Here is a 24,150-nt window from a genome sequence, read left to right as displayed (position 1 = left end):
TATGGCAATTCAATCAGCATATGATGTATACAAGCAAAATAGTGTTTATACGGCTTCACCAGGTGAATTAACACTAATGTTATACAATGGATGTATAAAGTTTATCCACCAAGGCGAAAAAGCAATTGAACAAAAAAATAAAGAAAAAACAAATGAAAATATCAAAAAGGCACAAGCAATTATTTCTGAACTGATGGCTACCTTAGATATGAAATATGAAATTTCAAAACAAATGCTTCCTTTATATGAATACATGCATAGACGTCTAATTGAAGCAAATTTAAAAAATGATATTGAAATCTTAAAGGAAATAGAAGGACTAGTCACTGAATTTCGAGATACATGGAAAGAAGTTATAAAAATAAATCGTCAAAAACAAAATATCGGTGACAAAATATGAGTGAAGGACTGGATCATTTTTTGCAAAATTCAATGGAGTTACTAAAATATTTAAAAAGAACTCCTGATTTAGAAGAACGAAGCCAGTATATTACTAAACTAAATGAATTACTAAATCAGAGAGTGAACATTGCTAAAGGTTTAAAAGAACATAATATTAATCCTTTTGTTGATGGAGAAAACCATGAACTTTTACTAAAAATTGATCGGAATATCACCACTAACCTTATTGAACTAAGAGATTGTATAAAATCTGATATTTTACATTTAAAGAAAATGAAACAAGATGAAATAAAGTATCTTGATCCATATAACCAGATTAACTATAACAACGGAATTTACTATGATGGTAAAAAATAATTACTTGTTATTAGGGAGCTGATTGTTTGAAGGTTTCAAATATAGTAGATACGTCACCAATTAATAGTAAATATGCTGATTTAACATCAAGCAGCTTTGTTAAAGGACAGTCTATTGCTGAAAATTCGAGTAAACAGAAATCTGACGAACAAATGAAAGAAATAGTACAACTGACTGTCAATAAATTGAACCAATTTGCAGAAATTCAAAATCGTAATTCAAAGTTTGTGTTTCATGATGGCCTTAAAGAATATTATGTTGAAGTTGTGAATGCTCAAACCGATGAAGTCATTAAAGAGATTCCTCCTAAGAAAATATTGGATACTTATTATGAATTACAAAAGATTTTCGGAAAAATTTTTGATGAAAAGGTTTAATTCTTATATGTTCTATTGGATCTATTAAAAAGTAGATCCAATATTTTAATATGTTTTTGAACAGTTCATACTTTAAATAAGGGAATAATTAATTTCTAGTATTATTGTACTTAGTGTCTAAAAATACATTAATTTTTTGATTAAGTTACCGATAAAATACTTGAATAATAGAAAAATATGATATAAATTTTAACATCATGAAATGGAGTACATATTATGAGCGTTCTAGAAGATAAAGTTGTGTTAGTAACTGGAGGAACGGGTTCCTTTGGCAAAAAATTTATTCGTAAAGCTTTGACATTAGGTGTAAAAAAAATCATTGTTTTTAGTCGTGATGAATTAAAACAATATGAAATGGCTCAGGAATTTACTGATTCTCGTATACGTTTCTTTATAGGCGATGTACGTGATAAAGATCGTTTGTATCGTGCATTTGATGGAGTAGATATTGTAATACATGCTGCTGCATTGAAACATGTAGGTGCATGTGAATATAATCCTTTTGAAGCTATTAAAACAAATATACATGGTGCACAAAATATTGTAGAAGCTGCCATTGACCGTGGAGTAGAAAAAGTGATAGCTCTCTCTACAGATAAAGCATGTAGTCCAATTAATTTATATGGTGCGACGAAACTTGCATCAGATAAATTATTTATTGCTGCAAATGCTTATGTTGGAGATAAACATACTAAATTCGCTGTTGTACGCTATGGTAACGTAGTTGGTAGTCGAGGAAGTGTAGTGCCTTTCTTCAAAAAAATGCGTGAAACGGGAGTCCTTCCAGTAACTGATGAACGTATGACACGCTTTTGGATTACCCTTGATCAAGGCGTTCAATTTGTTATTGATAATTTAGGACGTATGCATGGTGGAGAATTATTCGTACCAAAAATCCCAAGTATGAAAGTAACGGATTTAGCCAAAGCAATCGGCCCAGAATGTGAAATTAAAATTGTTGGTATTCGTCCAGGGGAAAAACTTCATGAAGCAATGATTACTGAAGATGATGCCCGTCATACAGTTGAATTTGATGACTACTATGTTATTCAACCCGAATTTCAATGGTGGTCATCAAAAAATGCAGAAGGTTCTAAACCATTATCGGAAGGATTCCATTATGTAAGTAATGAAAATACTCAGTGGTTGTCAGTTGAAGAACTTAGAGAATTGGTAAAGGAAATGTAGTCACTGACTACATTTTTCTTTTGGAGGTAATCGTATGACAGTAATAGCAATTATTCAGGCTCGTATGGGTTCTACTCGTTTACCAGGGAAAATTTTAAAAGAAGTAAATGGAAAACCCTTATTACTTCATCAAATTAATCGTTTGAAACATTCAAAGCTAATAGATCAACTAGTTATAGCAACAACTATAGAAAAACAAGATGATTTAATTGAAGATTTTTGTAAGAAATATAATGTATCTTTTTTTAGAGGATCAGAGAATGATGTTTTAGCGCGTTATTATGAAGCAAGTGAACAATTTGGTGGGGATGTAATTGTTCGCTTGACATCGGATTGTCCAATTATTGATCCAGATATAGTAGATAAGACAATTCAATATTATTTAGAGAATCAGTTTAATTACGTTTCCAATACAATTGAACGTACGTATCCACGGGGGTTAGATACAGAGGTTTTCTCGAAAAAAACGTTAGATGTAGCTTATCATGAAGCTACTCTCCCACGTGATAGAGAGCATGTAACAGCTTATATATACACACATCCAGAACAATTTTCTGTTGGTTCATTTAAAGAAAATGTAGATTATAGTAAATATCGTTGGACTGTTGATACAAAAGAAGATTTGCAATTAGTGCAAAATATATTAAAAAGATTCAATGGAAGAGAAGATGATTTTACATTTGAGGAAGCTATTTTATTAATGAAAGAAAATCCAAAGTGGTTTGAAATTAATTCTCATATTGAACAAAAAAAGATATGAGGTGAATTGATTGAACGTATACATTCGTACAGATGCATCCATTCAAATAGGTTCTGGTCATATTATGCGGTGTCTTACGTTAGCCAAACAGTTAAAGGCTGAAGGTATGCAAGTTACTTTTATTTGTCGAAATGTAGAAGGGCATATGATTGATTATATTTGTAATCAAGGATTTAATGTTCAAGAGTTACCCAAGATTTTTAATAATAATGTTTGGGGATGGACAAAAGAAAATTGGTCACAGGATGCTTCAGAAACAAGCCAAATAATAAATGATAATTTGGCTGATTTACTAATAGTAGACCATTATTCCTTAGATAAAAAATGGGAAGGAAAGTTAAGAAATCATACAAAAAAGTTAATGGTTATTGATGACTTAGCTAATCGAGTACATGATTGTGATGTTTTATTAGATCAGAATTACTATAAAAATTTTCAGGGAAGATATAAAAATTTAGTTCCGGAAAATTGCATTTTATGTCTTGGTCCCAATTATCTTTTATTAAGAGATGAATTTTGGAACATTAAAATAAGTAAATTCCAAAAAGGAAATCAAAGGATTTTTGTGTTTTTTGGATCTGTAGATGCTACGAATGAAACAGAAAAGGCATTGATTGCATTACAAAAACTTTCTAAAAAATATCATTTTTCTATAGATGTTGTGGTAGGAGATAATAATAAGAATAAGATTTTAATAGAGGATTTTTGTAAGGAAATAAATAATTGTCACTATTATTGTCAAATAAACAATATGGCTGAACTCATGTCTAAAGCTACATTTTCACTAGGGGCTGGAGGTACTATTACATGGGAAAGGGCATTTTTAAATTTACCTAGTTTAGTTATCTCTGTTGCTGATAATCAAGATGAAATTGCTCAAGCATTGAATGATGAACATGCAATTATGTTCCTGGGTAAATCCTCATATTCAAATGAAGAAGATATTTATAATGCGGTTGAAAAGGTATTAAAGGATGACTCAATTTTAAAAGAATTAAGCATGAATATGAAAAAAATCATTAATAAAAATGTAGTTGAACAAAAGCCACTTTTATCGATTTTAAGGAATTTAAAAAAAGAGGGATGATATATGCTAAATTTAAGACTTTGTTCCCTAGAAGATATTAAACCAAGATATGTACAACTAGTTTTGGAGTGGCGAAATCAAAAACAGATAAGAGAAATGATGTTTAATAGCAATATAATTCAGTTAGATGAACATAGAAAATGGATAGAGAGTTTAGATCAGGGGGATAAGATAGCAAAAGTGTTTTGCTATAATGGCTTACCTATGGGGGTTATCCAATTTACTTATCTAAATCGTGAAGCGAATATAGGAGAATGGGGTTTTTATATAGGAAATTCTCAGGCTCCAAAAGGTATGGGAACTTTATTAGGATTTACGGCTATAAATTTCTTGTTTAACGATTTGAAACTTCGAAAATTGTGTGCAGAAGTACTATCCTTCAATAAAATTAGCCTGAGTTTTCATCAAAAACTTGGATTTTCAAAAGACGGGGTTTTAAGACAGCATGTTTTAAAAAAAGGAGATTTTTATGATGTCCATATATTTAGCATGTTTAAGAATGAATGGGAAAATCATAAAGAACAGATTAAACAACAATTAGAGGAGAAATAATATGGAGTTAATTAATGTTGGTCCATATCATATTGGAAAAGAGTATAGACCATTTATCATTGCAGAAATGTCTGGCAACCATAATCAATCATTAGAAAGAGCTTTAAAAATTGTAGAAGCAGCGGCTGAAGCAGGTGCTCACGCTCTTAAAATTCAAACTTATACAGCAGATACACTGACTTTAAATGTAAATACAGATGATTTCATGATTGCTGATAAAGAAAGCCTTTGGAAAAACAGAAAGTTATATGATTTATATAATGAAGCCTACACTCCTTGGGAATGGCATAAGCCGATTTTTGATAGAGCACGTGAATTAGGGATGATTCCATTTAGTACACCGTTCGATAATACAGCGGTAGATTTTTTAGAGACATTAGATGTACCTATGTATAAAATTGCATCTTTTGAAAATACAGATCTCCCGCTTATTGAGAAGGTTGCTTCAACTGGTAAACCAATGATTGTATCAACTGGTATGGCAACAGTAGCAGAAATAGATGAGTTGGTACGTACAGCCAAAAATGCAGGGTGTAAAGATTTAATTTTATTGAAGTGTACAAGTACATATCCTGCAACACCAGAAAATACGAATATTTCTACAATCCCTCATATGAGAGAGATGTTAAATGTTCAAGTCGGTTTGTCAGACCATACGATGGGTACTGGCGTTGCTGTAGCTGCTGTAGCTTTAGGTGCTACTGTAGTTGAAAAGCACTTTACTTTATCACGTGCAGATGGTGGCGTGGATTCTACATTTTCAATGGAGCCGGCTGAAATGAAGCTGCTAGTAAAAGAAACAGAACGTGCATGGCAATCTATTGGACAAATTACATATGGACCAACAGAAAAAGAGAAAGCTTCACTGAAATTCAGACGTTCTATCTATGTATCACAGGACATTCAAGCAGGTGAAAAATTTACAGAAGAAAATATTCGTATTGTTCGACCAGGTTATGGGCTAGAGCCAAAATATTATCCAAAATTGATTGGAAAAGTGGCAAAAAAAGATTATAAAACAGGTATGCCGATTCGATTCGATGATTTAATTTAAAGGACGTGTGAAGTTATGGAAAAAAGAAAAAAATTTCTTCCATATGGTCAACAATGGATTGAAGAAGATGATATTAATGCAGTTGTAGAAACACTGAAATCACCATTTTTGACTACAGGGCCAAAAATTCAAGAGTTTGAAGAAACAATCGCTAATTATGTTGGTGCTAAATATGCAGTTGCCTTTTCAAATGGTACAGCTGCACTTCATGGGGCATGTTATGCAGCAGGAATTGGTGAGGGTGATGAAGTAATTACTACTCCAATTACCTTTGCTTCTAGTGCTAACTGTGCACGTTATATGGGAGCAACGATTGTATTTGCAGATATTGATGAACATACATACAATATTAATCCAGCAGAAATAGAGAAAAAAATAACAGATAAAACAAAAGCAATCATTCCTGTCGACTTTACGGGACAACCTGTTGATATTGATGCAATAATGGATGTAGCAAAAAAAAATGACTGTGTAGTAATAGAGGATGGAGCTCATTCACTTGGTGCAGAGTATAAAGGGGAAAAGGTTGGAACAAGAGCGGATATGACAATGTTTAGTTTCCATCCGGTTAAGCCCGTAACAACTGCAGAAGGTGGAGTTATCGTAACAAATAATAAGGAATTCTATGATAAAATGATTCTTTTTAGAAGTCATGGCATTACACATACTCCATATGCTGAAGAACAAGGTGGTTGGTACTATGAAATGATTGATCTTGGATATAACTATCGAATGACAGATATTCAAGCAGCACTTGGTATCTCACAAATGAAAAAAATAGACAGTTTTATTGAGCGACGTCGAGAGCTTGCAGCTAAATATACAGAACTACTACAAGATATTCCTTATATTAAGGCTCCTAAGCAGTTAGAGAACACAGAATCTGGTTGGCATTTATATTCAGTTCAATTGGACACGAAGCAAATTGGAAAATCACGTAAACAAATTTTTGAAGAGATGCGCGAAGCGAATATAGGCGTTCATGTACATTATATACCAGTGTACTGGCATCCTTATTATCAACAATTGGGGTATAAAAAGGGACTATGTCCTATAGCGGAGAAATGGTATGAAAATGCATTGACCTTACCGCTATTTCCAAAAATGATTGATAAAGATGTTGAGGACGTAATAAATTTCTTTACTAAATAAGAACTAAATTTTAATGGACTGTAGGACGAGCAAGTAAAGCAATCTTTACGCTTGTTTCTGCTGGAAGGGAAAGGTGGAAATTATGGCTGAAAAAGATAGCATTATAATACCTGCACATTATAATATTTATAATGGTTCTACTGGAAGAAATCTGCGAATAGATTACTCACTTCCATCACAAGGAGTAACAGCTGAAACAGGGTTGTTACTCCTTGTACCAGGATATGGGGGGAATATTGATTCAAATGTATACAAGAAAATGAGAGATGTATTTGCAGACCAGTATAATTTGGTTACAGTACAATGTACATATTTTGGGGATTCTTTTATGCAAAATGTAGAGACTTTTACATTTTCAAATAATGATCAATTTGCTCAGGAATACTTGACAAAAGATGAACAAATTAAAGTGCAAGAAAATCCAGCGCTACTCATAAAGTATCTATCTAATTTCTCAATCAAGTTCCCTCTAACAGCAACAATCAATGAAACTCTAGATGAATTTAATGACATGGGTTTTATGCAAGCTATAGATCTTATTACTTCAATTGATGCGGTGAAAATTATCTTAAGGGAAAATCATCTACCTTTTGACGAACAAAAAGTGTTAGGATATGGGCATTCTCATGGGGCATATTTATTGCATCTTTGTAATCGATTAGAACCCTCTCTATTTACCGCAATTATTGATAATTCGGCTTGGTTAGAGCCTGTTTATCTAACATCCAATCGTTACTTATTTAAAAGTTATGGAAAAATGATTCTTCAAATTAAATTTGATTATCTTGCAAAGGAAATTTTGCTGGATAAGAAGGCTTTAAATTTGAACACTATATATAAAAACTTTGATAACCAAGCTGAAATATTGGTATTCCAAGGAACTAATGACAATCAAATTGATTATAAGGAAAAAGAAATTATTACTTCAAAAGTTAATAATACCTCATTCATATTAATAGACGAAAAAGATGTTGACAATAATATTTTTTATTCCAATCAACATGGACTAGATGCTGATTTTTTAAAACTGTTTAACCTTGCGTATAGTAAACTCGAAATGAAAAAAAATCTAACTGTAAGGAAAAAATTTGACAAACTAAAATTCTCAAATACTACCATCACGATTGATCATTCTCAAGCACTCCCTTTCTTTCAATTAACTCTGTAATTTTAAAACATTAGATTTTTATTTATTGAGTTAACTTGTATTATTGCGGGTTTAATTTAAATTAGTGGAATTTGTATTTCTTAATTACATTACTTTTCACTCAATCACTTTCCTCCTATTAACAAATTCTATATAATAAAAACTATCTAATAGAGAAGGTGACGTGTTTTATGAAATTTAAGCGTACAGAATCATTTCGGCATGTGTTTGAGCGAAGAGTAGAGGTTGAATATAAATTAGTTATGGGTGAACCTGGAAGTGAAAGCTTTTCGAAATCTGATTTTTGTAATTTAGTAGATTTGAGCCCTAGTGGTGCAAAAATTGGTATGTCTGAAAATTTGCCAACCGAATCTCAGTTGATCCGAATTGAATTAAACTTTGTGCTCTATGCGAAACCGATTTCTGTGCAAGGTGATGTAAAATGGAAAAGAGTGCAAAATGGTGAGTTTGTATATGGGGTTGATTTAGATACAGATGAAATCATTGAAGCGCTTATTATTTCTGAGTTAAAATTACGTCGCCGACAAGAAGTAAAAGAAAAAAGGCTAAATCTATGAGTTGAAAAAATATTCTCGTATAAGGCAAATGCCTATGTACGGGATTTTTTTATTTATTTATTTTACATTACTTTTAGCCCCCTTTATAGAGGATTCTTAAAATATGTTATTTTTTGACGATATAAAAGTTATAAGAATATTTAATTTAGATAATTGTAATTTGAATTTTTTACAAATTTCTCATGTTAAAAAGGAATACATAATGCCCACAAGTATTGGGTGTTCATCAAAACTTGAAATATTAATCGTAAAGGGAGGATTCTAGTGCGTATTAAATCATTTATTTCCATGGGAATAGCTGCTGTGTTAATCACACCGACACTTATAACAGCAGCAAATCCAGAGCTTGCACATGCAAAAACATCTACAAAGACTTCATCCAAAAAAATTAGTGCGAAAGCTAAGTCAGTCATTGCAAAAATTAAAGCCATCAATCCCAAAAAATCCAACTATATTGCGAAAACGAAATCTGCGGTAAGTGCTTATAAAAAGCTATCCAGTAAAGATAAAAAGATGGTCTCTAACTACGCAACACTCAAAAAACAGTGGCGTAAAATTCAACCATCCTTAAAGAAGATAAATTATCTGAACAAAAAGGTAGCTACCTTAAATAGCAAAAACTATGCACCAAAAGTTGCAACGCTTAAAAAACAATACGACAGTCTCAACAGAATTACGAAAGCAGCAGTTCCAAAAACAACTGTTAACAAGTTAAATTATTATGCGAATAGAAAAGCAAATTTAGTGATCGCACAGATTAAAGCTATCAATCCGAAAAAATCAGATTATATAGCAAAAACGAAATCAGCGCTGAGTGCCTATAGTAAACTATCTAAAACAGATAAAAAGAAAGTCACAAACTATTCAGCACTTAAAAAACATTGGACGAACATTCAGCCATACCTAAAAAAAGTGAATGCATTCAACAAGAGTGTCGCAACATTAAGTAAGCAAAATTTCACAACGAAATCAGTTGATCTAGAAAAACAATATAGTAGCTTAGACACCATTACGAAAGCAGCAGTCCCAAGCACAACCCTAAAAAAACTAAGCTACTACACAGATGTCGTTAGCACAAATAAATTGTTGCTAATGTCAGTCCCAAGTACGCCGGATGGGACAACCATTTTAAATACGATCAATGCGTATAAAAAATTATCTGGTGCACAACAATCATTGTTGAAAGATCTGATTAGCGACAATGCAGTTGCACAAGCAAACCTTGATAAATATTTAGCCCTTGAAGATCTTGTTAAAGACGCAGCTGACATTGAAAAACAATATGCAGCGTTAAATTCGACAAGTAAAACCTACGCTCAAGATTTAGTAAATGTATACAATAACTATACTACTGTTAAAGACAATTCTACGAATTACGGTGGAACAACCTATCATGTAAGTGATTTTGTACCTCAGAATACTGAAATTACTGGTATTGGAGCAGCTTATGCTAATGAAATTAGTAAGGCTAAAGAATTTAATGATTATATCAATCAGTTTGAAGCTGGAGTCCTAACGAATGCTTATGACACTATAAAAAATAAGCTTCCTGCATATAAAGTACCTTCTATTACAGCTGCAACTTTGAATTATCCAAAAGTAGCACCAATTGATTTAGCTAATAAGAACGCTGTTACAGCATACAAAAAATATGAACCAGTACCAGATGTTGTTGATGGATTTAAGAATGCTAATCTGCCACTATTGAGTCAAGTAACTTGGGCAGGATCTGGAGAAGCATCTCCTAAGTTGTTATTAACATCTGCTCAAATTGACAAATTAACAGGATTTTTGCCTCAATACAATAAATTAGGTACGAATCAAAAATTAATTGTACAAAATGAATTATCAACAGATAACGCTAAAGACTATCTCTCAGAAGGAAAAAATCTTACTAGCGCACAAGCCATCGATAAAAGCTATGCATCAGCTTTAAAAAATAGTAGCAAACCTAGCTATTTTGTTGATTTATTAAAGGCAAACAATGATTATACTTCTGCTGCTCCAGAAGTAAAACGTTTTGTAGTGAATGGACAGAAAATAAATGATATACCGAAGCGTCAAGATTATATAGATGCGCAAAATAGTGCAAAAGATTTCACTGATAAAGTAAATTTAATATCAACTTCTTCAACACCTGAATCTGCAATCACAGATGCAATTAAAGAATATAATAAAATCTCTGCAAAACCGTCATCGTTAGCACTTGTTGATAAAAACGTATTAAAAACGTATAACGCTTATGCACAAGTACCAGATATTTTAAAGTTAGTTGCTAAAGTTCCGTCTTCTATTCAAAATCCTTATACAGCAAACCAAATTACGAATATTACATCTGCTGTTAAAGCATACAAAAAATTAGGAACTCCACAAAAGCAAATTGTGGATGCAAAGTATCCTTCTTTTGCTGATCTTGTAGCAGATGAATCGAACATTTCAGCAGCTCAAAAAATCGACAATGCCTATTTAAAATTAAAGAAATCAAGTAAGACCTACCCTAAAGATGCTAAAGCAGTATATGAAGCGTATGACGATGCTTTAGCTGATGTTCAAAAGTATGTAGTAAATAAAAATAAAATCGCAGCTTTAGAAAACACATATAAAGATGAAAAAACGATTGCTAATGATTTTGAAACAAAAGTCAATAAACTAAGTAAAAATAGTAAGATTGTAGATGTAGAGGATGTCGTTACAGACTATAATACGAAGATTAGTACTAATCCTAAAGCAAGTAGTTTAGTAGATAAAACAGTAATGAAAAAATACAATGATTATGCACCAGTTTCGAACGTTGTGAAACTACTAAGCCTTATTAAAGAATCGAATGTCAATTCTCCATCTGTTACGCCAACTGATGTGAAGTATATTCAGCAAGCGACAATCACCTATAACGCATTGAAGCCGGAGCCGAAAATGATTATAGATGATGCAGATCGCTCAAAATTCCCATTCTTATATGATGGAAAATATATTAAAGAAGCTATAGCTATTGACAATGCCTATGAAAAGGTAAAACCGACAGATGCTAAATATGAATTAGAAATATTAGATGTCTATTACAAAATGTATGATCGTGCACCTGCCATTGTCCAAAAATATGTGGCCAATAAAGCAGAACTTGATAAAATCGGTACACGCTATCAACCACAATTAACGATTGCGAGAGAATTTGAAACAAAAGTAAGAGAAATGTCGCACATTAGTGAATCTGGTTATACACCAACCATCAAAACGGTTCGGAGTCTTGAAAAATATTATGATGATAATGTGAAGTATAATAAAATTAATGCAAAATATAATATTCCATTATCAACATTAATCGATCCAGATCTATTGGAAGAGTATCGTAAATATTCATTAATTTTAAAAATTCAAGACATTGCAAAAAACATATATGTTTTATATGGAAAATTATTCAATAATGAAAATGTTGAATTTGACAAAGTAAAAGATAATTTTTATTGTAATGCTCCTAATTCACTCAAGGATACCAGTCGTTGTCATTCTAATGACTATTATGAAAATGCTAAAAAAGGATTTACGGATTCTGGGAAAAAAGATGGAAATCCTATTAAAATCACAAATCCGAATGATATTAAAATGATTTATAAAGCAATCGATTATTATCAACAATTAGATACGCCACAAAGTTCCATTTTGGAAAAAGCACCATCGTCACTAACAGACACATATTATAAAGATCGATATGGTGGTAACAGTGATCCTAATACGGAAGAAGGTGATGTTCACCCATCTATCCCAATGAGTGATGGGGAAATTAAAAACTTCCTAAAGGCACAAGAAATTGATAAAGAATATGAGGCTCTAAAACCATCAAGCAAAACGTATACTCAAGATGCAATTGCTTTGTATTATAAGTTTTATAAAGCAGGAAGACCCGTTCAGCTATATGTCGTTCATGAGAAAGATATTAATGCTTTTAGCTCAAGCTATGATACGGCAAATTTAATTAAAGGGATAGAAGATTTTATAAACAAAGTCAATAAGTTATCAAATACTAGCCCAATAAGTGATGTAACGGATGTTGTTTCACTCTATAACAAGTTAAATGAAGTTCAATTATCTGTTATTGATAAGGGCGTTCTTAATAAGTATGATATGTATTCACCTATTAATGATATTAAAGTATTAACAGAAACCCTTCCAACAAGTGGAACATATAGTGATGCCAACATTGATACAATGTTAAAAGCTATTGCTATTAACAAAAAACTTATGAAAGACCCTAAAGCAATTGTTACAAATCTTATAAACAACGATTCAAAGTATAAATATCTATTACATGAAACAGAAATAAAGGCAGCTCAAAAAGTTGACAAAGCATTCAAAGCGTTAGATAAAACGGATGACAAATATGTAACGAGTCTAAAGAAAGTTAATACTGACTTTGAAAATTTAAAAAAATTACCGTTGACTGGACTTTCAGGTGAAACTGCTCAAAAATATGTGACTTCAGATATTGCTACAGCAGTAAAAATGGCAATTTATAAAACACCAAGTGATGCAGCAAAAGCTTTTGAACAACTAATCGTTGGAACTAGCGAAAATGATCCAAACGCTTGGCTTAATCGAGATACCGTTCCTTATAGTGAAATAGCTTCTGCTGTTAATACGTATAAACTATTAAGTACTAAAGCAAAGTCATTAGTGGATAGCAACGTCATGAAAATTTACAATAAATACGCACCAATCGTAACGATTGTTGAGACTTTATCAAGTATTATTCCTGGCTTTGTTGATAGTACTACGCTTACTGATGCCGAATCTATTGGATATTATAAGAACAAAAATCCTAAAAGAGATGTAGGATCCGATGTTTTAAATGCAATCCAACTATTTAACAAACTTGGTTCTGATCAAAAAGATATTGCTAAAAATAAGTTAACTGAGTTAGGAAAACAAAATTTCTTAGATGAAACAAATAACATCAAAGCTGCCCAAGCATTAGATAAAAAAATTACAGCTATAAAACCTAAAACTGCAAGCTATGTTAAAGGTGTTATTGATGCAAATACAACATTAGAAGTCATGCCTAAAGAGCAAAGAGTGTATCTACTGAATGCTACAACTCTTGATAGTTATGAAACAAAACCTCAAACTCAAAAAGCTATTAATGATTTAAAGAATTTCGAACAAGGTGTTCAACAAGTTGATCAATGGACTTCAGAAATCCAAAAAGATGCAAGTGGAAAAATTACAGGGACATGTTCAAATACGACTGATCCTTGTAACACGGCAATTACTAAAAAAATGGGTGAGCTAGCTACACTGTTCAATCAACTGAATACACCAAGAATTGTTGATGGTTCAGAAATCAAGTTATCGTCATTAATTGATCGCACAATATTGTCACGTTATCAATATTTCCGTGCAATTTATGATGTCATCGATCAATTATAAAAAGCATTCAAAAATCAATACCATGATAAATTTACTTCCCTCACCTTTACGGAGAGGGAAGTTTTTTGATTGAATAAAGTTTCTAAATGCGCATCAATTTCATCATGCAAAATATAAATAAGGTTCAACTTTACGCAGTGTGAATTTCCTTCAGATTATAAATTCATTTATCCCCTAAAGTTATATAACCCGTTCATTTTCTTATAAATTTTCTAAATATTTACTTTTACTATTCGATATTAGAGTAAGAGGTTGTAACATACATATTAAGTAGGAAGGTGAATGGGTGGAATATCGACGCAAGGAAGCATTTCGTCATGTTTTGATTCGTGAAGTACCTGTAACATACAATTGCCAAAGAGATCGTCTCGAACGGCATCAACAAGGGAAGATTGTTGACATTAGTCCAAGTGGCATAAAGCTTTTTACCGAGGAAAATTTGCCATGTGAAAAAGAAGCAATCGAATTAGACTTGTCATTTAAGTTATATTCGAAGCCGATTCATGTAAGAGGAGATGTTCGTTGGAAGAGGGCATTTGGCAGTGGGTATCAATATGGTGTGGATCTGAATACTGTGGACGAACATCAAGAATTAATCATTTCTGAGTTAAAATTACGACGAAGGAAAGAGGTTTTTGAGGAGAATAGACAAAATTCGTGATTTTATGTGTTTAAAAAAATGTAAAAAATAAATAAATTTTTTCGGTTTTAAGAAGGAGTTTTTGGGGAAATGTAGAATATGTAAGTATGGTTGAAAAAAGGAGGAGTTTACATGCTAACATTTAACATTCGTGGTGAAAACATTGAGGTAACTCCAGCAATTCGTGAGTATGTTGAATCAAAAATTCAAAAATTAGAACGTTATTTTAACAATGATTTAAGTGCAACTGCTAACGTGAATTTGAAGGTTTACAATGACAAGAATACGAAAGTGGAAGTAACGATTCCTATGAAAAACTTAACATTACGAGCTGAAGAACGTAATGGTGATATGTATGCAGCGATTGATCTAATAACTGCTAAATTAGAACGTCAAATTCGTAAACATAAAACGAAAGTGAATCGAAAATTCCGCGATCGTGAAGGTGTCGGTCTATATTTCGCAAATGTTCAGGCTGAAAACTCTCCGACTGCAGTAGCGGATGCCGAAGATGATTTCTCAGTAGTTCGTACAAAACAATTCGCATTAAAACCTATGGATCAAGAGGAAGCTATTTTACAAATGAATCTTCTTGGACATGATTTCTACATTTTCACAGATGCCGAATCTGATGCTACAAATATCGTATACAAACGTAGAGATGGTAAATATGGCTTAATCGAAACAAATTAAGTTCATGTGAAAATCTTATCGATTATTTATAGAAAGCCCAGCTGACAATCAGCTGGGTTTTCATCTGGTAATAAGGTAATAACTATTTAGACTTTTTTGTGGAAGAAACTTCTAAATGTTTTTGCAAAGTACTTGAAACTTGAGATAATTCTTTCTGATCCATGACGTAATACCAAATGCCATTCATCATTTTACCTTGACCTTTTTCAAAATGAATTTGGTGGATATCACTTAACGATGTTCTATAGTTTTGTTGCAATTCTTTTATTTGGTTGAATGTTAGATTTGTTGAGACGTTTTTGCCTAGAATATTGAAAAGATCTTGATATTTCATTAATGTTTTTAAGGATGTCCCTTTTTCGATAATCGCTTGGATCACTTGTTTTTGGCGGTTTTGTCTTCCAAAGTCACCTTGTGGGTCTTCTTTACGCATCCGTACATAATCTAATGCTGCTTGTCCGTCTAAAGTGATTACACCTTTTTTAAAATGATGGTTTTCTTGTTGGAAAGCCATGTCATTTTGAACCTGCACATTTCCAATTGTATCAATGATTTGTGCAAATCCTTCCATATTGACTTTTGCTACATAGTCAATTGGGATATCTAATAGTTTTTCGACGGAGTTCATGGACATTTTGATTCCACCAAATGCATATGCATGGTTGATTTTGTCTTTTGTCTTTTTTCCAACGATGGTTGTATATGTATCACGTGGAATACTTACCATCAGTGTGCTTTGCGTTTTAGGATTAACAGTTAGAACAATAATTGTATCTGAGCGTCCTATATCATGTTCACGCTCATCTACCCCGAGAAGTAACATAGAAAATGGTTGCTTTTCCTGTAATGCGACTGGTTGTGTGCGTTGCTCAGTTGGCTTACGTTCAATGGGTGTATGAATTTCCTTAAATGTTGAAGCAGCATTAAAATAAATAGTATAAGCAAAGCCGCCTATTAAAATAATGGCAATGATGATGATACCTATACACCATTTCATGAATTTTCTTAATTTCAATGGTACCTCCTCCAAACATAATCGTATTTCGTATGGATAGGGAATCGTGTGTTAACAATCTTTTAAATTGTATTATTACAATGGTAGTTTAATGAGATATTCCAAATATATTCGTTAATATATTGATAATCTCCTCTTTATTTTATGGATTTAGTAGTTTTTTTAACTGTTTAATCATTTGAAAAATAATAGGCTCTCACTTATCGTACATTTGCACTAATTACTTATACAGTGGTAAAATGAGGGGTGAGACTATATAGGATGTGAAAATGAATGCCTAGCATATTGAATAAAATTTTTGATCCAAATAAAAAAGAATTGAAACACTTAGAAAAAGTTGCAAATGCAGTTGAAGCACTTGCTAAAGATATGGAAAAGCTTTCTGATGAACAACTAAGAGCAAAAACGGATGAATTTTATAATCGCTATTCTGAAGGTGAAGAGTTAGATCATATTCGTCCAGAGGCTTTTGCAGTTGTTCGTGAAGCATCAAAACGTGTATTAGGCATGTTCCCATACCCTGTACAAATTATGGGTGGTGCTACTCTTCATGAAGGTAATATCGCAGAGATGAAAACAGGTGAAGGTAAAACTTTAACATCTACTTTACCGGTTTACTTAAATGCGTTAACACATAAAGGTGTTCATGTTGTTACTGTCAACGAATATTTAGCAAGCCGTGATGCTGAAACAATGCGTCCACTGTATGAATTTTTAGGTTTAACAGTTGGTTTAAACTTAAATAGCATGTCCAAAGATGAAAAACGTGAAGCTTATGCATGCGATATCACATATAGTACCAATAACGAACTAGGCTTCGACTATTTACGTGATAATATGGTTCTTTATAAAGAAGAACGTGTTCAACGTCCTCTTCACTATGCTGTAATCGATGAAGTCGATTCAATCTTAATCGATGAAGCACGTACACCATTAATTATTTCTGGACAAGCCAATAAATCAGCAGCACTATATAAACAATCTAATGCCTTTGTACGTACGTTGAAAAAGGATGAAGATTACAACTACGATGTTGAAACGAAAGGTGTCACTCTAACTGAACAAGGGATTGAAAAAGCTGAAAGAGCATTCAATATTGATAACTTATTCGATTTAACTCATGTTGGTCTGAACCATGCGATTAACCAATCGTTAAAAGCACACGCAAGTATGCATTTAGATGTTGATTATGTAGTACAGGATGGCGAAATTTTAATCGTCGATTCGTTCACAGGACGTATCATGCAAGGTCGCCGTTATTCAGATGGACTTCACCAAGCCATTGAAGCAAAAGAAGGCGTAGAAATTCAAAATGAATCGATGACAATGGCTACGATTACCTTCCAAAACTACTTCCGAATGTACGAAAAACTATCTGGTATGACAGGTACTGCAAAAACAGAAGAAGAAGAATTCCGCAACATTTACAACATGAATGTTGTTGTTATTCCTACTAACAAACCAATTGCACGTGATGACAGACCCGATCTAATCTATGCATCTATGCAAGGTAAATTTGAAGCAGTTGCAAATGATATCGCTGAACGTCATAAGAAGGGTCAACCAGTTCTTGTTGGTACTGTTGCGATTGAAACTTCTGAGCTTATTTCACATTTATTATCAAAACGTGGTATTCCTCATAATGTATTGAATGCAAAAAACCATGAACGTGAAGCTGAGATTGTTGCAGAAGCAGGACAAAAAGGTGCAGTTACAATTGCTACCAACATGGCTGGTCGTGGTACCGATATTAAACTTGGTGAAGGCGTTCTTGAACTTGGCGGGTTAGCTGTAGTTGGTACTGAACGTCACGAGTCACGTCGTATTGATAACCAATTACGTGGTCGTGCTGGACGTCAAGGGGACCCTGGTGTCACTCAATTCTATCTTTCACTTGAAGATGAGCTGATGAAACGATTCGGTTCTGAAAGTATGAAAGCTATGATGACAAAATTAGGTATGGATGATTCTCAACCAATCCAATCTAAAATGGTTTCGAAAGCAGTTGAATCAGCACAAAAACGTGTTGAAGGTAACAACTTCGATGCTCGTAAACGTTTATTACAATATGATGATGTTCTACGTCAACAACGTGAAATTATCTACAAAGAACGTTATGAAGTATTAGAAACTGAAAATATGCGTGCATTAGTTGAATCTATGATCGATGAAGTATTGGTTAATGCAGTACATTCGTATACAGTTGAAGAAAATGCAAACGATTGGAATCTAAAAGGCTTAGAAAGCTTTATCGCTGCTAATTTACTTCCAGAAGGCGTTGTAACGGAAGAAAATCTTCGTGGGAAATCCCAAGAGGATATGATTGAACTTCTTCGTGCTGAAGTGAAAAAAGAATATGATCGCAAAGAAGAAGAACTTTCTCCAGAACGTATGCGTGAGTTCGAAAAAGTTATCTTACTTCGTGGAATTGATTCTAAATGGATTGATCATATTGATGCAATGGATCAATTACGTCAAGGTATCCACTTACGTGCGTACGCTCAAACAGATCCACTTCGCGAATATCAATCAGAAGGTTTTGCAATGTTCGAAGCTATGGTTGATTCCATCCGTTCAGAAGTTGCTCGATATGCGATGAAAGCTGAAATTCGTAGCAACTTAGAACGTGAAGAAGTAGCTAAGGGTGAAGCAGTTAATCCGAAAGCTGAAGAAAAAGGACCTGCTAAACGTAAACCAGTTCGTAAACAACAAGAGGTTGGTCGTAACGATTTATGCCCATGCGGTAGCGGGAAAAAATATAAAAACTGTCATGGTGCTGTATAAATCGAGCCCTTACAGATTACGTACGACTTGATTTGTTGTCACTACTGAGACATTAACAAAGGGGCTGTCCAAAAGTAGCTTTTGGACAACTCCTTTATGACTTTTTAGAAGGATGCAAGTTCATCCTTTTTTAGACAGAAACAATTTTGGAGGAATGAATATGATCGAATTATCAGATGTTCGAAATGAGTTAGATAATACGGCTAAGAAATTAGCGGACTTTAGGGGGTCTCTTTGACTTAGAAAACAAAGAGGCTCGTATTCAAGAATTAGATGAAATGATGCTTGAAGCTTCCTTCTGGGATGATCAAAACAATGCTCAAAAAATCATCAATGAATCAAAAGGCTTAAAAGATATTGTCCATGAATTCTACGCATTAGTCGAGATACAGGAAAATCTTGAAATGACTTTGGAATTGTTAAAAGAAGAACCTGATGAAGAATTACAACAAGAACTTGGCGATGAAATGAAGGAATTTGCAAATCGTACAGCTGAGTTCGAATTACAATTACTTTTAAGTGACCCATACGATCAAAATAACGCCATTTTAGAACTACATCCTGGTGCAGGTGGTACGGAATCACAGGACTGGGGTTCTATGCTTTTACGTATGTATACACGTTGGGCTGAAAAACATGATTTCAAAGTTGAGACATTGGATTATTTACCAGGTGATGAAGCAGGTCTAAAATCCGTTACGCTTGCCATTAGAGGGCATAATGCTTATGGCTATTTAAAAGCTGAAAAAGGTGTTCACCGCTTAGTTCGTATTTCTCCATTTGATGCAGCTGGTCGTCGTCATACATCCTTTGTTTCTTGTGATGTAATGCCTGAATTTGATGATGAAATTGCCGTTGAAATTCGTCCGGAAGATTTGAAAATTGATACCTATCGCTCAACTGGTGCAGGTGGTCAGCACATTAACAAAACGGAATCAGCTGTCCGTATTCACCATTTGCCAACAGGTGTTGTTGTAGCATGCCAAGCTGAACGTTCACAGATTAAAAACCGTGAAAAAGCAATGAGTATGTTACAAGCGAAATTATATCAACTAAAAGTAGAAGAACAACAAGCTCAATTAGATGATATCCGTGGTGAGCAAAAAGAAATTGGCTGGAGTAGCCAAATTCGCTCGTATGTATTCCATCCATACTCCATGGTAAAAGATCACCGTACAAATACAGAGACTGGGAATGTACAAGCTGTAATGGATGGCGATATTGATCAATTTATCAACGCTTACTTACGTTCACAATTATAATCATTAAAAAACTGTGGAAGGAATGAAAATGTTCTTCCACAGTTTTTTTAATAGGTATTACCTGAAGTGGAAGGCGTCAGCCTGCAACGGAAATCGATAGATTAGTACCGTAAAAAATATCATTAATTCTAATGTGGAATGAAGCAATTAATACTTTTGGACAGCTCCTTTTTTCTTATAGAGTAAACCTTTAATTTACCAAATATTACAACAGCCATTTACTTGTCAAAACTTCATCCCCATTGTAAAATCAAATTAGAACATTTGTTCTTATTTTGGAGGTGTTATGATGTTGAATTTATCAAAAGAAGCAATCCAAATGTTAGAACAGGTCATTTACTTACCAATGATTTTACAAATTTTACAAAAAGACTGTCAGGCATTTGAACAAGGTACGTTTAAATTAAAACAACCGTATATTAAACTAGTCGAACAGACGATACGATTTGTTCAAAAAGAATTAGCGGATGCTAAACGCTATTTACGTCAAAATCAGTTACAGGTATTTCGAGGTGAACGAGACGATTTGTTTTCGGAATACATTTTTATCCGTCAACGTGCACAAGATTGTCGGCGTTATTCTAATATTCGACTCCGTAATCATGTAGAAGATTTATTGTCTTATTATTTAACTAAGGCACAAGAAATAAATCATTGCGAACAGTAGAGAGTATCCTTTCAGCGTAATGATGCTGTAGCATATCATCCATATGGCGAAAATATAAAATAGATGCATAATATTGTTGCCTAGAAAGGGTTGTAAAGCTAATCTGCTCTTCTGTATAAACTTCATTTTTAAAATGTAGGCCAATACCTTGTTGATCAATTAACGAGTGTCCCCTAAAATTTTGCCATAGAATCCACGTATTATGATTCTTTTTAGGAGATGCAGTTGGAAAGAAAATATATGGCTTATTAAAAACAGATAAAACAATTGGTAGTTTAATCATCGTTTCTTCCTTACCATTATTTACATTTACCTCTCTAAAAATACGATTAGAATAATTTAAAGCGGTATCTAAAGTAGTTCCTAATGATGCGCAAATACGATTCATCAAACGTGTGACTGTGCATGGTACTACATATCTTTTTTCTAACTCCATAATTAAAGAATAATTATGCCCATCAATCATTATGGGTTTTAACATACAAATATTAGGTGTTAAACAAAAATCATAAAGACTAACTATTTTGTAATTCATTTTAGATTCTCCTTTGTGATCAGAGTATTAATTAGAATGAAGATAACAACAGTAAGAATTTAAGATATAAATTGTTTATAATAACACCCGCTTTCTTCCTGAAAATGTTATGAGAAGGTTAAAAAATTGCCAAATCATGATGTTTTTTCTATACTATCAAAAAGTAATTAGAATAGAAAAATGACAAAAAAGATCATTTCGTTGGCAAAATTAGTCGTTTACTTGAGCCGATTTAACAGTTTGGTTGGGCCAAAATATTTTTTATAAACTGTTTTAAACATTTATTTTTGCGTAAAATCCCCCAATAAACGACCCTTAAAATGACGTAAATTATCAAAATGTAAGCTGTCGTTATAGAAAGAAAAAACGTTCAATGAGAGCGTTTTTTTATATGGGTATCTAAAAACGTACGTTCGCTTTTTTCTCGAAATTTTCTAACAGCTATGTTAAAATATAGCTACAAGATAGCGATGAATGAGGAGGACAAAAAATAATGGTGCAGGAATTTGATTTGCATTCAGCCTACAAACCAAGCGGAGACCAACCGAATGCTATTCGAGAGCTTGTTGAGGGTGTAAAACAAGGTAAGCAACATCAAACATTATTGGGCGCGACAGGAACAGGGAAAACATTTACAGTTTCTAATGTCATTAAAGAAGTGAAAAAACCGACACTTGTAATTGCCCATAATAAAACACTTGCAGGACAACTATATAGCGAATTCAAAGAGTTTTTCCCGAATAATGCTGTTGAGTATTTTGTTAGTTATTATGATTACTATCAACCAGAGGCATATGTACCACAAACAGATACTTATATTGAAAAAGACTCGAGCATTAATGACGAAATCGATAAGCTGCGCCACTCTGCAACATCTGCTTTATTTGAACGGGATGATGTTATTATTATCGCATCTGTTTCTTGTATATATGGCTTAGGGAATCCAGAAGAATATCGAGAAATGGTTGTATCCATTCGAACAGGAATGGAAATAGAACGGAATCAGTTATTACGAAAATTAGTGGATATCCAGTATGAACGAAACGACATTAATTTTATCCGTGGGAAATTCAGAGTACGTGGGGATGTAGTTGAGATCTTCCCGGCATCACGTGATGAACGCTGCATTCGCATCGAGTTCTTTGGGGATGAAATAGACCGTATTCGTGAAGTAGATGCAATAACAGGGGAGGTATTGGGAGATCGGGAGCATATAGCTATTTTCCCAGCTTCCCACTTCGTAACAAGAGAAGAAAAAATGTTAAAAGCAATTGATAATATTGAAGATGAGTTACAAGACCAACTAAAAAAATTCCGCTCAGAAGATAAATTATTAGAAGCACAGCGATTAGAACAAAGAACGAATTATGATTTAGAAATGATGCGTGAAATGGGATTCTGCTCAGGAATAGAAAACTACTCACGTCATTTAACATTACGCCCAGCAGGTGTAACGCCATACACATTACTAGACTATTTCCCAGAAGATTTTTTGCTAATTGTGGATGAAAGCCATGTTACATTACCACAAATTCGCGGAATGTTTAATGGAGATCAGGCTCGAAAAAATGTATTGGTAGAACATGGATTTCGATTACCCTCTGCATTAGATAATAGGCCGTTAAAATTTGAAGAATTTGAGAAACATATTCATAACGCCATTTATGTGTCAGCAACACCAGGACCTTATGAATTAGAACATACTCCTCAAATGGTCGAACAAATTATTCGACCAACAGGTTTATTAGACCCTGAAATTGAAGTACGTCCAATTGAAGGACAAATTGATAATTTAATTGATGAAATTCAACAACGTGTAGAACGTAATGAACGTGTACTCATTACGACATTAACGAAAAAAATGTCAGAGGATTTAACCGATTACTTAAAAGAAATCGGTATTAAAGTTCAATACTTGCATTCTGAAATAAAAACATTGGAGCGTATTGAAATTATACGAGAATTACGAATGGGTACGTATGATGTGCTGATTGGTATCAACTTATTACGTGAAGGATTGGATATTCCAGAAGTCTCATTGGTGGCGATTTTAGATGCTGATAAAGAAGGATTTTTACGTTCTGAACGATCATTGATTCAAACAATTGGACGCGCTGCACGTAACGCTAATGGACATGTCATCATGTATGCGGATCGTATGACCGATTCTATGACAAAAGCAATTGAAGAAACCAACCGTCGTCGAGTAATTCAAATGGCTTATAACAAAGAACATGGTATTACACCAAAAACGATAGAAAAAGAAATTCGCGATGTCATTCGCGCAACACAAGCAGCAGAAGAACCAGAATCTTATCTAACAAAAGTGACAAAAGGTAAACAGTTAACGAAGGTAGAAAAGGCAACATTACTAGAATCACTTGAAAAAGAAATGAAGGATGCAGCCAAAGCGCTTGATTTCGAACGTGCAGCTGAACTTCGAGATACTATTTTGGAATTGAAAGCGGAGGGATGAGCA

20 protein-coding genes are annotated in these 24,150 nt (G+C 33.4%); 18 read left to right on the top strand and 2 right to left on the bottom strand.

Annotated elements, in window-relative coordinates:
• Nucleotide 1: 1 nt before the first annotated feature.
• The 14 genes from fliS (at nucleotide 2) to hpf (ending at nucleotide 15,408) form a co-directional block, all read left to right on the top strand.
• Nucleotides 2-400 carry a flagellar export chaperone FliS gene (gene fliS / locus CEF14_RS11120; protein WP_102692924.1) on the top strand — a complete coding sequence of 133 codons (399 nt, stop codon included), beginning with the start codon at nucleotides 2-4 and terminating at the stop codon, nucleotides 398-400.
• Nucleotides 397-759, top strand: coding sequence for a hypothetical protein (locus tag CEF14_RS11115; protein ID WP_102692923.1), 363 nt, complete (start codon nucleotides 397-399; stop codon nucleotides 757-759). The genes fliS and CEF14_RS11115 overlap by 4 nt, the downstream gene beginning before the upstream one ends.
• Before the next feature lie 26 nt (nucleotides 760-785).
• Nucleotides 786-1,136 carry a flagellar protein FlaG gene (locus CEF14_RS19290; RefSeq protein WP_245890147.1) on the top strand — a complete coding sequence of 117 codons (351 nt, stop codon included), beginning with the start codon at nucleotides 786-788 and terminating at the stop codon, nucleotides 1,134-1,136.
• Nucleotides 1,137-1,352: 216 nt separating this feature from the next.
• Entirely contained in the window at nucleotides 1,353-2,324 is a 972-nt protein-coding gene (gene pseB / locus CEF14_RS11105; RefSeq protein ID WP_102692922.1) for a UDP-N-acetylglucosamine 4,6-dehydratase (inverting), read from the top strand.
• Nucleotides 2,325-2,358: 34 nt separating this feature from the next.
• Nucleotides 2,359-3,084 (top strand): cytidylyltransferase domain-containing protein, encoded by a 726-nt coding sequence (locus CEF14_RS11100; protein WP_102692921.1) that lies wholly within the window; start codon nucleotides 2,359-2,361, stop codon nucleotides 3,082-3,084.
• A gap of 10 nt (nucleotides 3,085-3,094) precedes the next feature.
• Complete coding sequence (gene pseG, locus CEF14_RS11095; protein WP_102692920.1) at nucleotides 3,095-4,171, top strand: UDP-2,4-diacetamido-2,4,6-trideoxy-beta-L-altropyranose hydrolase; 1,077 nt, start codon at nucleotides 3,095-3,097, stop codon at nucleotides 4,169-4,171.
• Between the two features lie 3 nt (nucleotides 4,172-4,174).
• Entirely contained in the window at nucleotides 4,175-4,723 is a 549-nt protein-coding gene (gene pseH / locus CEF14_RS11090) for a UDP-4-amino-4,6-dideoxy-N-acetyl-beta-L-altrosamine N-acetyltransferase (RefSeq protein ID WP_102692919.1), read from the top strand.
• Between the two features lies 1 nt (nucleotide 4,724).
• Nucleotides 4,725-5,777: a pseudaminic acid synthase gene (gene pseI / locus CEF14_RS11085; protein ID WP_102692918.1), complete on the top strand. Its 1,053-nt coding sequence runs from the start codon at nucleotides 4,725-4,727 to the stop codon at nucleotides 5,775-5,777.
• A gap of 15 nt (nucleotides 5,778-5,792) precedes the next feature.
• Nucleotides 5,793-6,929, top strand: coding sequence for a UDP-4-amino-4,6-dideoxy-N-acetyl-beta-L-altrosamine transaminase (gene pseC, locus CEF14_RS11080; protein ID WP_102692917.1), 1,137 nt, complete (start codon nucleotides 5,793-5,795; stop codon nucleotides 6,927-6,929).
• Between the two features lie 82 nt (nucleotides 6,930-7,011).
• Nucleotides 7,012-8,097, top strand: a complete 1,086-nt coding sequence (locus CEF14_RS11075) for a DUF2920 family protein (RefSeq protein WP_102692916.1) — start codon at nucleotides 7,012-7,014, stop codon at nucleotides 8,095-8,097.
• A 170-nt stretch (nucleotides 8,098-8,267) separates the two neighbouring features.
• Nucleotides 8,268-8,654: a PilZ domain-containing protein gene (locus tag CEF14_RS11070; protein ID WP_102692915.1), complete on the top strand. Its 387-nt coding sequence runs from the start codon at nucleotides 8,268-8,270 to the stop codon at nucleotides 8,652-8,654.
• Nucleotides 8,655-8,918: 264 nt separating this feature from the next.
• Complete coding sequence (locus CEF14_RS11065) at nucleotides 8,919-14,075, top strand: hypothetical protein (RefSeq protein ID WP_102692914.1); 5,157 nt, start codon at nucleotides 8,919-8,921, stop codon at nucleotides 14,073-14,075.
• Between the two features lie 286 nt (nucleotides 14,076-14,361).
• The gene (locus CEF14_RS11060) at nucleotides 14,362-14,736 is read left to right on the top strand and encodes a PilZ domain-containing protein (protein ID WP_102692913.1); all 375 of its coding nucleotides are present in this window, start codon (nucleotides 14,362-14,364) and stop codon (nucleotides 14,734-14,736) included.
• 111 nt (nucleotides 14,737-14,847) lie between these two features.
• Nucleotides 14,848-15,408 (top strand): ribosome hibernation-promoting factor, HPF/YfiA family, encoded by a 561-nt coding sequence (gene hpf, locus CEF14_RS11055; RefSeq protein WP_102692912.1) that lies wholly within the window; start codon nucleotides 14,848-14,850, stop codon nucleotides 15,406-15,408.
• 82 nt (nucleotides 15,409-15,490) lie between these two features.
• Here hpf and CEF14_RS11050 read toward each other — a convergent pair whose 3' ends face one another.
• Nucleotides 15,491-16,405: an LCP family glycopolymer transferase gene (locus CEF14_RS11050; RefSeq protein WP_102694381.1), complete on the bottom strand. Its 915-nt coding sequence runs from the start codon at nucleotides 16,403-16,405 to the stop codon at nucleotides 15,491-15,493.
• A gap of 291 nt (nucleotides 16,406-16,696) precedes the next feature.
• Between CEF14_RS11050 and secA the strand changes: the two genes are divergently transcribed.
• The 3 genes from secA (at nucleotide 16,697) to CEF14_RS11035 (ending at nucleotide 21,136) form a co-directional block, all read left to right on the top strand.
• A complete protein-coding gene (gene secA, locus CEF14_RS11045; protein WP_102692911.1) occupies nucleotides 16,697-19,207 on the top strand; it encodes a preprotein translocase subunit SecA in 2,511 nt (836 codons plus the stop codon).
• Between the two features lie 163 nt (nucleotides 19,208-19,370).
• A protein-coding gene (prfB, locus tag CEF14_RS11040; RefSeq protein WP_102694380.1) for a peptide chain release factor 2 occupies nucleotides 19,371-20,469 on the top strand; the annotation gives its coding sequence in 2 pieces (ribosomal slippage) (nucleotides 19,371-19,442 and nucleotides 19,444-20,469; 1,098 coding nt in all).
• A 289-nt stretch (nucleotides 20,470-20,758) separates the two neighbouring features.
• On the top strand, nucleotides 20,759-21,136 hold the full coding sequence (locus CEF14_RS11035; protein ID WP_102692910.1) for a hypothetical protein: 378 nt from the start codon (nucleotides 20,759-20,761) through the stop codon (nucleotides 21,134-21,136).
• Here CEF14_RS11035 and CEF14_RS11030 read toward each other — a convergent pair.
• Entirely contained in the window at nucleotides 21,102-21,671 is a 570-nt protein-coding gene (locus tag CEF14_RS11030) for a competence protein ComK (RefSeq protein WP_102692909.1), read from the bottom strand. The genes CEF14_RS11035 and CEF14_RS11030 overlap by 35 nt on opposite strands.
• A 493-nt stretch (nucleotides 21,672-22,164) precedes the next feature.
• Between CEF14_RS11030 and uvrB the strand changes: the two genes are divergently transcribed.
• Nucleotides 22,165-24,147, top strand: coding sequence for an excinuclease ABC subunit UvrB (uvrB, locus tag CEF14_RS11025; protein ID WP_102692908.1), 1,983 nt, complete (start codon nucleotides 22,165-22,167; stop codon nucleotides 24,145-24,147).
• The last annotated feature ends 3 nt before the right edge of the window (nucleotides 24,148-24,150 follow it).

It is taken from the genome of Rummeliibacillus pycnus (assembly GCF_002884495.1).
Classification (GTDB): domain Bacteria; phylum Bacillota; class Bacilli; order Bacillales_A; family Planococcaceae; genus Rummeliibacillus; species Rummeliibacillus pycnus.
Note: the sequence above shows the minus strand (reverse complement) of the source record. Positions and strands in the feature narration are given on the sequence as shown.

What these genes read in the sequence shown, in the direction of transcription:
- uvrB (WP_102692908.1), top strand. Translation starts at nt 22,165, where the DNA reads ATGGTGCAGGAATTTGATTTGCATTCAGCCTACAAACCAAGCGGAGAC.
- CEF14_RS11050 (WP_102694381.1), bottom strand. Translation starts at nt 16,405, where the DNA reads ATGAAATGGTGTATAGGTATCATCATCATTGCCATTATTTTAATAGGC.
- pseI (WP_102692918.1), top strand. Translation starts at nt 4,725, where the DNA reads ATGGAGTTAATTAATGTTGGTCCATATCATATTGGAAAAGAGTATAGA.
- CEF14_RS11075 (WP_102692916.1), top strand. Translation starts at nt 7,012, where the DNA reads ATGGCTGAAAAAGATAGCATTATAATACCTGCACATTATAATATTTAT.
- CEF14_RS11035 (WP_102692910.1), top strand. Translation starts at nt 20,759, where the DNA reads ATGTTGAATTTATCAAAAGAAGCAATCCAAATGTTAGAACAGGTCATT.
- CEF14_RS11100 (WP_102692921.1), top strand. Translation starts at nt 2,359, where the DNA reads ATGACAGTAATAGCAATTATTCAGGCTCGTATGGGTTCTACTCGTTTA.
- CEF14_RS11115 (WP_102692923.1), top strand. Translation starts at nt 397, where the DNA reads ATGAGTGAAGGACTGGATCATTTTTTGCAAAATTCAATGGAGTTACTA.
- pseH (WP_102692919.1), top strand. Translation starts at nt 4,175, where the DNA reads ATGCTAAATTTAAGACTTTGTTCCCTAGAAGATATTAAACCAAGATAT.
- pseC (WP_102692917.1), top strand. Translation starts at nt 5,793, where the DNA reads ATGGAAAAAAGAAAAAAATTTCTTCCATATGGTCAACAATGGATTGAA.
- hpf (WP_102692912.1), top strand. Translation starts at nt 14,848, where the DNA reads ATGCTAACATTTAACATTCGTGGTGAAAACATTGAGGTAACTCCAGCA.
- CEF14_RS11030 (WP_102692909.1), bottom strand. Translation starts at nt 21,671, where the DNA reads ATGAATTACAAAATAGTTAGTCTTTATGATTTTTGTTTAACACCTAAT.
- CEF14_RS11070 (WP_102692915.1), top strand. Translation starts at nt 8,268, where the DNA reads ATGAAATTTAAGCGTACAGAATCATTTCGGCATGTGTTTGAGCGAAGA.
- fliS (WP_102692924.1), top strand. Translation starts at nt 2, where the DNA reads ATGGCAATTCAATCAGCATATGATGTATACAAGCAAAATAGTGTTTAT.
- pseB (WP_102692922.1), top strand. Translation starts at nt 1,353, where the DNA reads ATGAGCGTTCTAGAAGATAAAGTTGTGTTAGTAACTGGAGGAACGGGT.
- secA (WP_102692911.1), top strand. Translation starts at nt 16,697, where the DNA reads ATGCCTAGCATATTGAATAAAATTTTTGATCCAAATAAAAAAGAATTG.